We start from the raw sequence: 939 nt of genomic DNA, 5'->3' as shown, positions 1-939 counted from the left end.
AGGGAGTTTAGCTCAGCTGGGAGAGCATCTGCCTTACAAGCAGAGGGTCAGCGGTTCGATCCCGTTAACTCCCATATAGGTCCCGTAGTGTAGCGGTTATCACGTCGCCCTGTCACGGCGAAGATCGCGGGTTCGATTCCCGTCGGGACCGTTCAGAAGATATGTCAATACTTTTGAAGTAGGAAAGCAGAAAGACTCGTTAGCTCAGTTGGTAGAGCATTTGACTTTTAATCAAAGGGTCGCTGGTTCGAGCCCAGCACGGGTCATTGCGGGTTTGGCGGAATTGGCAGACGCACCAGATTTAGGATCTGGCGCTTTCGGGCGTGGGGGTTCAAGTCCCTTAACCCGCATAAGAGTAGAAATAATAGGCCGGCTTAGCTCAGTTGGTAGAGCATCTGATTTGTAATCAGAGGGTCGCGTGTTCAAGTCATGTAGCCGGCATAGAGGGATAAATGCGAACGTAGTTCAGTGGTAGAACACCACCTTGCCAAGGTGGGGGTCGCGGGTTCGAATCCCGTCGTTCGCTTGAAGAGGCCGGGGTGGCGGAACTGGCAGACGCACAGGACTTAAAATCCTGCGATGGCAACATCGTACCGGTTCGATTCCGGTCCTCGGCATGAATAGGCACCCTTAGCTCAACTGGATAGAGTACCTGACTACGAATCAGGCGGTTAGAGGTTCGACTCCTCTAGGGTGCATGGCTCGCTTAATGGAGACATTAGGGGAGATTTATTTTTAGTGGGAGCGGGAAGTAGCTCAGCTTGGTGGAGCTCAAAGCAAAGCTTTGAGGTTGGAGATAGAGACTTACGGAGTAAGTCGTCCTTACAAGTACTCTACAAGTGGGATACGCCCTCTTATATCTACGGGAAGTAGCTCAGCTTGGTAGAGTACTTGGTTTGGGACCAAGGTGTCGCAGGTTCGAATCCTGTCTTCCCGATT

The 939-nt window shown here is 51.8% G+C and carries 9 tRNA genes; all 9 read left to right on the top strand.

The features are described from left to right. The first annotated feature begins 1 nt into the window (after nucleotide 1). The 9 genes from E4T82_RS11965 (at nucleotide 2) to E4T82_RS11925 (ending at nucleotide 937) form a co-directional block, all read left to right on the top strand. Nucleotides 2-74, top strand: a tRNA-Val gene (locus E4T82_RS11965). A 4-nt stretch (nucleotides 75-78) separates the two neighbouring features. After that, nucleotides 79-151, top strand: a tRNA-Asp gene (locus E4T82_RS11960). Nucleotides 152-193: 42 nt separating this feature from the next. Beyond that, nucleotides 194-266: transfer RNA gene (locus tag E4T82_RS11955), tRNA-Lys, on the top strand. A gap of 2 nt (nucleotides 267-268) precedes the next feature. Then, nucleotides 269-350: transfer RNA gene (locus tag E4T82_RS11950), tRNA-Leu, on the top strand. A gap of 18 nt (nucleotides 351-368) precedes the next feature. Next, nucleotides 369-441: transfer RNA gene (locus E4T82_RS11945), tRNA-Thr, on the top strand. 13 nt (nucleotides 442-454) lie between these two features. Next, nucleotides 455-526, top strand: a tRNA-Gly gene (locus E4T82_RS11940). Nucleotides 527-533: 7 nt separating this feature from the next. Further along, nucleotides 534-617, top strand: a tRNA-Leu gene (locus tag E4T82_RS11935). A 7-nt stretch (nucleotides 618-624) separates the two neighbouring features. Further along, nucleotides 625-698 (top strand) — tRNA-Arg (locus tag E4T82_RS11930). A 165-nt stretch (nucleotides 699-863) separates the two neighbouring features. Continuing rightward, nucleotides 864-937, top strand: a tRNA-Pro gene (locus E4T82_RS11925). The last annotated feature ends 2 nt before the right edge of the window (nucleotides 938-939 follow it).

The organism is Streptococcus cuniculi (assembly GCF_004570575.1).
GTDB lineage: Bacteria > Bacillota > Bacilli > Lactobacillales > Streptococcaceae > Streptococcus > Streptococcus cuniculi_A.
Note: the sequence above shows the minus strand (reverse complement) of the source record. Positions and strands in the feature narration are given on the sequence as shown.